General features: G+C 62.2%; 8 protein-coding genes. 2 read left to right on the plus strand and 6 right to left on the minus strand.

The window, feature by feature from the left end:
- Positions 1-119: 119 nt before the first annotated feature.
- The 4 genes from U5A65_RS39975 to U5A65_RS39990 all read right to left on the minus strand — a co-directional run bounded on the left by U5A65_RS39975 (position 120) and on the right by U5A65_RS39990 (position 3,365).
- Positions 120-1,322: a type II secretion system F family protein gene (locus U5A65_RS39975; protein ID WP_321949609.1), complete on the minus strand. Its 1,203-nt coding sequence runs from the start codon at positions 1,320-1,322 to the stop codon at positions 120-122.
- Positions 1,323-1,377: 55 nt separating this feature from the next.
- Complete coding sequence (gspG, locus tag U5A65_RS39980) at positions 1,378-1,845, minus strand: type II secretion system major pseudopilin GspG (protein WP_415766489.1); 468 nt, start codon at positions 1,843-1,845, stop codon at positions 1,378-1,380.
- A 185-nt stretch (positions 1,846-2,030) separates the two neighbouring features.
- Positions 2,031-2,681 carry a response regulator transcription factor gene (locus U5A65_RS39985; protein ID WP_321940280.1) on the minus strand — a complete coding sequence of 217 codons (651 nt, stop codon included), beginning with the start codon at positions 2,679-2,681 and terminating at the stop codon, positions 2,031-2,033.
- Between the two features lie 48 nt (positions 2,682-2,729).
- Entirely contained in the window at positions 2,730-3,365 is a 636-nt protein-coding gene (locus U5A65_RS39990; protein WP_415766484.1) for an SCO family protein, read from the minus strand.
- Between the two features lie 290 nt (positions 3,366-3,655).
- On the opposite strand from U5A65_RS39990, the gene U5A65_RS39995 reads away from it, so the two are divergent.
- Positions 3,656-4,789 (plus strand): ATP-binding protein, encoded by a 1,134-nt coding sequence (locus U5A65_RS39995; protein ID WP_321940279.1) that lies wholly within the window; start codon positions 3,656-3,658, stop codon positions 4,787-4,789.
- 17 nt (positions 4,790-4,806) lie between these two features.
- On the opposite strand, the gene U5A65_RS40000 is transcribed toward U5A65_RS39995, so the two are convergent.
- Positions 4,807-5,589: a response regulator transcription factor gene (locus U5A65_RS40000; protein ID WP_321917699.1), complete on the minus strand. Its 783-nt coding sequence runs from the start codon at positions 5,587-5,589 to the stop codon at positions 4,807-4,809.
- Positions 5,590-6,153: 564 nt separating this feature from the next.
- On the opposite strand from U5A65_RS40000, the gene U5A65_RS40005 reads away from it, so the two are divergent.
- Positions 6,154-6,786 carry a lytic transglycosylase domain-containing protein gene (locus U5A65_RS40005; protein ID WP_415766491.1) on the plus strand — a complete coding sequence of 211 codons (633 nt, stop codon included), beginning with the start codon at positions 6,154-6,156 and terminating at the stop codon, positions 6,784-6,786.
- 164 nt (positions 6,787-6,950) lie between these two features.
- Here U5A65_RS40005 and U5A65_RS40010 read toward each other — a convergent pair whose 3' ends face one another.
- Complete coding sequence (locus tag U5A65_RS40010; protein WP_321949614.1) at positions 6,951-7,460, minus strand: DUF1269 domain-containing protein; 510 nt, start codon at positions 7,458-7,460, stop codon at positions 6,951-6,953.
- Positions 7,461-7,623: the final 163 nt, after the last annotated feature.

Here is a 7,623-nt window from a genome sequence, read left to right on the forward strand (position 1 = left end):
ATGCCGCTCGCCGAGCGCTCTCAGCGCGTCGCGCAGATCGGCGCGCGCTTCAGCCTGGGGGCCTTCCTGCAGGGCGATGACGGTATCCACGCGCTTCCCCAATACGTACTGCTGACTATCTACTGAATACTCGACGCGATCTCGAAGATCGGCATGTACATCAGCACGACAATGCCGCCGATCACCACGCCAATGAAGATCATCATCGCCGGCTCGATCAGTCGCGAAATCAGATCGATCGTGCGCGACACCTGCGCTTCCTGGAACGCCGCAATGCGGTCGAGCACGGGGCCGAGACCCCCCGTCTTCTCCGCAACCGTCAGCAGGCGGTACGCGATCGCGTTCGCGAGCCCGGCCTCCTGAAACGCGTCCGAGACCTTCGCGCCGTTGCGCACCCGCTGCAGTGCGCCGGCGAGTGCGGCCTGGTCCGCGCGTCCGACCAGACCTTGTGCAAGGTCGAAAGCCTTCACCGCGGGAATGCCGCCGTCGACGAGCATGGCGGTCGTGCGATAGAACTGCGACTGGCGAAAGACACGAAAGTGTTGCCCGATACCCGGCAGCGCCAGCATCCGGTCGGCGATCCAGTTGCGCACGAACGGGCGGCGCAAGGCGAAGCCTGTTGCCACGACCAGCACGGCGAGGCCGACGCTCAGCCCGGCCCCGTGCGCATGCACCATGCCGCCCCAGGCCATCAGCATGCGCGACAGCAGCGGCAACTCGCGTCCGCTGTGTTCGAGCAGGCTCGCGAAGCGCGGCACCACGAAACCGAGCAGGAACAGCACGACAGCCGCGCCGACGAACAGCAGGACCGTCGGATAGATCGCCGCCGATACCACGCGTGAGCGCAGTTCGTGGAGTGTCGCACTGTTGCGCGAAAAACGTGTGAGGCTGTCGGCGAGACCGCCGGTCTGCTCGCTCGCCTTCACGCATGCGACCAGAACGAGCGGGAAGACATGACTGGCGTGCTCGAGCGCAGCGGAGAGCGATTGCCCCTCCTCCAGCCGGCGCAAGAGGTCGCGATACACCTGCGCCGACGCCTCCCGGCGTTCATTGCCGCCAAGCGTGCGCAAGGCATCGACGACGCCCACGCCCGCGTCGAGCAGCGCGGCGAGTTCGCGCGCAAAGAGTTCGACGTTGAAGCGGGCGCCGGGTATCCCGAGCCGGTTCGCACGACTGCGCCGCCGGACGCCATCGGCGCGAACCGACACGACGCGCAGGCCGCGAGAACGCGCAAGCGCCGTGGCTGCCGTCGACGAGTCGCTGTCGATGCGAAGCGTCTGCACTGAGCCATTCGTATCGAAGACACGCAGCACGTACTTCACGTCGACTCTCCTTGCAGACCATCCGTTACCGGCGCAGCGGCCCCGCCGCGCATCGCTACCACGACGAGATCGTGACGTTCTCTCCCGTACCGTCGCCGCGTCCGTTCTTGCCCAGCGAAAACAGGTCGTAGTCGCCGTGGTCACCCGGCGAACGATACTGATACGGGCGGTCCCACGGATCCACCGGCACGGCCTTCTGCAAATAGGGGCCGCTCCAGCGGGTTGCGTTCTGCGGCTTGACCACCAGCGCGTCGAGGCCCTCTTCGGTCGTTGGATAGACGCCGACGTCCAGCCGGTATTGATCGAGCGCCTGACCGAGCGACACGATTTGTGCGCGCGCGATCTTGACGTTCGACTTGCCGACCTGTTCGAAGTATCGGGGGGCGACGAGACCGGCCAGCAAGCCGATGATGACCATCACGACGAGCAGTTCCAGCAGCGTGAAGCCGCGGCTCGCACGCGCGCTTGCGTGCGCCGCAAGACTTGCGCTACGCCGTGGCGCACCGGTTTCGGCCTGACGCATGCCGCATTGGATAGAGGTCGATTCGCTGGACACGGCACCCCTCCCCTGTATCGACTCACCGCTTCAGCGTCGCTGAAGCCGTTGAATGCATTTTTGTTCAGGTCGATACAGCCAAGAAGTAGGGAGTGCCGTCCAAAGACATGGGTAAAGACCCTCCAGTTGCACCGTCCCTGTCTGGAGGGATTTCACACATGCTCGTCATCGGGCAGCGTCAGCACGCCCATGTCGATCGCGAGGCGCACGAGGCCGTTCAGGTTCCTGATGCCGAGCTTGCGCATCAGGTTCGCGCGATGCTTTTCTATGGTCTTGGGACTCAGGCTCAGGCACTCGCCAACCTGCCGGTTCGTGCGCCCTTCGACCACGAGCCGCAGCACAGTGCGTTCGCGGCCAGTCAATGCGTTCCAGAGCTGCGCATGGTGGGCGATGTCCTCTTGCGACCCGTGCGTGCCGCCGCTAACCCAGTTGACGCCGGCTGTGCGCCTGCCCTGCATCACGACGCGCATTTCCCGGACCAGCTGGTCGAACGACGCGTCCTTGACCACGTAGCCGTCGGCTCCCGCGGCAAACGCCTCGCGCACATGGTCTTCACTCCAATGAACGGTAAGGACGATGATCCGGATGCACGGGCACTCGCGCTTGATCGCGACGATCGCCTCGAAGCCGCTGCCGCCGGGCATCGTCAGATCCATCAGGATCAGATCGGGCAGCGTCTCTCTGGCGAGGCGATGGGCTTCGATCCCGCCGCTCGCCTCGCCGACGATGCAGTAGTCGTCCAGTTCGGAAACCATGCGGCAAAGGCCGGTGCGCAGCAAATGCTGGTCCTCGGCAATCAGCACGCGATGTCTTTTTTCCAATTTCGTTGCTCCTTGCTGGACGCTGCGCGCCTAGTTCGAAGCGACCATGTCGTGATACGCGGCGAGCAGTTCCGACGGCGTGGCAAAGCCGTCGATGCGCAGCCAGGGCTTGCCGGGCGCGGCGCGCAGGAATGCAACCGGCGTATGGTTCATCTTGTCGCCGCGATAGACGTTGAACGCGCGCTGCGCCGCAATGCTCGCCTCGACCGTGCCCGTGTAGTGCTGCCACTCGGGGCCCGCTTCGAACCTCGCCGCGTAAGCCTTGAGCCGTGCAGGCGTGTCCTCTTCGGGATCGATCGAGATCGACACGATGTGGACCTTGTCCCGGTCGCTGCCCAGATCGCCTTGCAGTGTTTCGAGCGTCTGGCTGATCATCGGGCAGATCGTCGTGCAGGTGGTGTAGATGAACGTCAGGATCACGGGCCTGCCGTCATTCAACTCGTCGATCAGCGAAACAGTCTTGCCGTCGTCGCGCACGAGATCGACTGAGGGCAGCGTGTACTGCGCTGTCGTGCGGGTCGTCATGCCCGCCATCATGTGATGATGCATGTGCGGATCGGCACCGGCTTCGGCGTCCCCGTCAGGTGCGCACCACGCCGCCGTTGCCGCGAGCGCCATGCCCGTCAGCACCAATGCGCCTACCCTTAATTTTGCAGTCCTGTTCATACCGGTCTCCAGAAATGAGGAGAAGGGTTGCTTTTCGCGACGCGCGGGCCGCGGCGCGCTCACTCCCTCGCAAATCCAGTGTCATGAATTTGCCCAAGAGCGTCATTGGATGAGGGCCCCCAAATGGCGGTGGGGTATGTCCGCTTGATGGAAAACCCGCACTGATCAGTGGGAGTGCTCCCACACTACGACCCCACAATTTCCCCGTTGCGGCTTGAATCGATCACGGCCTACAATCCGGATAATCTTACTAATTGCTTATACCGACACCGACGCATCGGGGAGCTCCAATGGATGAAAGCCAGCCAGGGGGACCGCAGGTAAGATTGCTCGACCTGATCGAAGCGATGCGCAAGCTCCGCAGTACCGCGTGTTCCAGACAACCCGACGCGGGCGTCGTCACCGACGCGCGTGGAGCGGCGCTCGCGATTCTCACGCCCGATGGGACCTTCGTGTCGGCAAACCGCAGTGCCGCCGCACTGCTCGGCTATTCGAGCGCCGAGCTTGCCGGCAAGGGCCTCGCCGACCTCGCACCCGACGATTTTCACGACGAACTGGCAGACGAACTCTCCGCGAGCGCGGCTCGCGAGTTCCATTCGTTCAGTGCAGTCCTCAGCAGCCGCACAGGCCATCCAACGCGGCTCGCGCTGCATCAGCAACTGTTGCCCACAAGACACCCTGGATCGACCGTCTTGCTGACGCTATTCGAAGAGCCGCTGACCTTCGAAACCCGGTCCGCCGATCCGGCCGACGTGTTCGATGCAAGCGAGCGGTTGTGCCAGACGTATCTGATGATGGGCCAGCAGAAGGAACGCCAGCGTCTTGCCGCGGAGTTGCACGACGGACTCGGCCAGGCATTAACGCTCATCAAGCTGATGACGGAAGACACGCTGATGCGCATACGCCGCGGGCAGATCGACGACGCGGTGAACCTGCTGGATTCGACCGTGTTCCGGATCCGCGAAACGATCGGCGACGTGCGGCAAATATGCGGTGAGCTCAGGCCGCTCATGCTGGACAAGCTGGGGTTGCCCGCGGCATTGAGTTCGCTGTGCCGGCGCATCGAACACGGCACGGCGGCGTTGTCGGTCTCGTTCGACTGCGACGTTGCGGACAAGGACGTGCCCGAGCACCTGAAAGCGGACATGTTCCGAGTCGCTCAGGAGGCGTTGAACAACGCCGTCAAGCATGCCGCGGCTACGCAAATCTCGCTTAGCCTGCGCGGCGACACGAGAGGCTGGCTATTGACGATTCAGGACGACGGCATTGGCTATGAGAATCATCCGTTCGCCACAGAAGACGCCTACACGACAGGATTGGGCCTGATCGGCATGCAGCACCGTGTCGAAATGCACGGCGGCGCGTTCTCGATCGAGTCTTCCGCGGCGACAGGTACGCGCGTTAGTGCAACCTGGATGCGCTAGCGCGGTCTGCGCCGCGTTCAGGTTCCCGTTTCGCCTAGCCGGTATTCGGGCAGCTCGCCCCCAGGTCCCGAACCCGCCGCCGGCTCGGAGCGCTCCGGCAAGTGCTCGTCGTCCACATTCGGCTCAGCGCACTTGGCCGCAAGCGACGTCAGCAGGCCCATGCTCATCGCCACGAGAACCAGTTCGGTCAGGTTGGCGATGTGAAGCTTGTGCATCATGCTTGCGCGATACTTCTCGATCGTCTTGGGACTCAGGTTCAGATACTGTCCGACCTGCCGGTTGGTGCGCCCTTCCGCGATCAGCTTCAGCACGCTGCGTTCGCGTGCCGTCAGCACGTCCCACGCATGCTTGGGCGCGGGCGCTTCGCGGCCGCCGCTCACGAATGAGTCCACCATGTACCCGTACACGTCTGCGCTCAGATGTTTCTTTCCCTGCATGACCGAGCGCATTGCGACCAGCAGTTCGTCGAACGACACGTCCTTGAGCACGTAGCCGTCCACGCCCGCACGCAGCGCCTCGCGCACGTACTCCTCGTTCTGATGCACGGTGAGCGCAATGATGCGCACGTCCGGCGATCGCCGTTTGATCGTTGCGCTGGCGTCGATGCCATTCATCCCCCGCATCGACAGATCCATCAGGATCAGATGAGGGGCGAGCGTCATGGCCTGCTGGCAGGCTTCCTTGCCGTCCCTCGCTTCGCCGACGACGTCGTAGTCGCCTTGCGCGCACAGCATCGAACGTAGGCCATTTCTCAGCAGATCGTGGTCCTCTGCGATTACAACGCGACATTTGGTATTCACGTCTTGTCTCCCGGTTCCAACGCCCTCAGTCGTCATGAACGGCTTAACGATTTGACTATTCCGAAACCTTCCGTTAAGCTTTCATCACTTACATTCGAATTCCTAAGTATCTGCTTTACGCCCGTTTTCCACGCACCCTACACGCGCGTGCCATTTGCAAGGTTCACGCCACTTCCCGGTGAACAAGCACCGGCGCGCGTCTCCACATTTCCGCAAATTTCGGGAGCGCGGCGGGCATCAAAAATGTTTCAAATTCGAACCCTTTTGCATTCCGCAGAGGATTGGCCATCGCAAGGGATAGGCCAGGGATAACGGGAAATCCGTTCATTGTTGCCGCCGGGTGCAAATTAACCCGTCACAGTTGCGCCGCATGAGAAGAAAACAGGCGCCCTGCATCGCAATAGATTTGTATCGGCCAATTACCGTCTCTTACCATTTGTTTCGAATGTTAAGTTTCTGCAATGTGCTTTGCGGCGGCCAAATCACGATGCGAAGTGTAGGGAGGTGCCCCATTGTCGATCGGTTTTTTCTGCTACCACAATTCAGGTGCAGGAGAAAACAACGATGGATCGCCACCCTTCACCCAGCGTGCGAAACGCAATCATTCTCGCCTTCGCGATGCTCGGCGCGGTGTTGCCGAAATCTGCATATGCCCAGATATTCGGCACGGTAGACGGCAATGGGGCGATCGTTCTCACGAACGTGCCGGGCAAGCCTGGATTGAAGGTAATCGTTGCTGGCGAGCCGCCAGGGGAACCCGGCGCGAGGCGCCGGTCCCGCAAGTCAACCGGCAGCGCCGACTTCCCTTTGTACGCGGACGTCATCGACGAAGCGAGTCGCTCGTTTCGCGTGAAACCCGAATTGCTTCGCGCGGTAATCGACGTCGAGTCGGGATATAACCCGAAGGCGGTATCGGATAAAGGCGCACTGGGATTGATGCAGTTGATGCCGGAAACCGCGAAGCGTTTCTCGGAAGGCGACATGTTCAATCCGCGCGACAACGTGCTGGCCGGCGCGCGGTATCTGCGCTTTCTCCTCGACTTGTTCAAGGACGACGTAGAACTCACGCTGGCCGCTTACAACGCTGGAGAGAACGCCGTGATTCGCGCCGGCTATCGCGTGCCCTCGCTGCCGGAAACAAGGCTTTATGTTCCGCGCGTGCTGGCGCGCTACAAGCAGCTGCTCGCGGCCAGTTGATCGCCCTGCACCGCGCCCTTGGCGGCAACCCGAGGCGTTTGAATAGCGAGCCGGCCGACTGCGGACCAGTTCAGTCGGCCGGTCGCCCTCTGCTACGTACGGCGCGAGCATTCGCAGGTCGCCGCGCCCTACGCTCTCCCTTCTTGACTTTCGGTCTGCGCGCGTCACGGGATCGCGGGCATGCCTGGGTCGCCTTCCTCCACGTGTGCCTGCGCGTTCTGAAGTGTGATCACGTGCTCGATCTCCGCCACACGCTCTTTTGGAACGTCAATCATTATCAAAAGCTCACCCCGGAGAATTCCCGCTTCGAAACGCTTCAATCGCGAATTTGGCATGTCGACGCCGATCATCGCCGCCACCCACGCGCCGAATCCTGTTCCTGAAAGCGCGAGGATCACCACGGTGCCGCTGGCGATCCTGAGGTCTTCGGGCGGCACGACGAACGCAATCAGCGCCACCAGCAATCCGGTCGCGCAGCCTACCGCCGTGCCTCGCGCCAGCGACACAAGCAGATCGCTGCGTTGCGCGAGCGATGCCTGCGGCAAGCCGTCGATCGACACATTCTCGTTGGCAATGACATGCATATGCCGCCACTCGATTCGCTGCATAAGCAGTTCGCCGACGATCCTGCGCGCACGCTGTGGGGTGGGCAACAGAAAGTAGACGCGTCTCATTTCAGGCACTCCAACTTTACGCCGGTCACGCACCGAAACCCCTGGTGACATTCTTGTCCGCGACGAAGCCGGATTTAAGTAGTATTGCTCGCCGAAACGCGTGGGTAGAAACCCGCAGATATTCTTTCGTTTTCCTCACAGACTGCCGTAGCTATGCAGGCCT

The organism is Paraburkholderia sp. J10-1, assembly GCF_905220165.1.
In the GTDB taxonomy this organism is placed as follows: Bacteria; Pseudomonadota; Gammaproteobacteria; order Burkholderiales; family Burkholderiaceae; genus Paraburkholderia.

Bases quoted from the DNA above. Each gene is read 5' to 3' on its own strand.
- gspG (WP_415766489.1), bottom strand. From the start codon at position 1,845: ATGCGTCAGGCCGAAACCGGTGCGCCACGGCGTAGCGCAAGTCTTGCG.
- U5A65_RS39990 (WP_415766484.1), bottom strand. From the start codon at position 3,365: ATGAACAGGACTGCAAAATTAAGGGTAGGCGCATTGGTGCTGACGGGC.
- U5A65_RS39995 (WP_321940279.1), top strand. From the start codon at position 3,656: ATGGATGAAAGCCAGCCAGGGGGACCGCAGGTAAGATTGCTCGACCTG.
- U5A65_RS40005 (WP_415766491.1), top strand. From the start codon at position 6,154: ATGGATCGCCACCCTTCACCCAGCGTGCGAAACGCAATCATTCTCGCC.
- U5A65_RS40010 (WP_321949614.1), bottom strand. From the start codon at position 7,460: ATGAGACGCGTCTACTTTCTGTTGCCCACCCCACAGCGTGCGCGCAGG.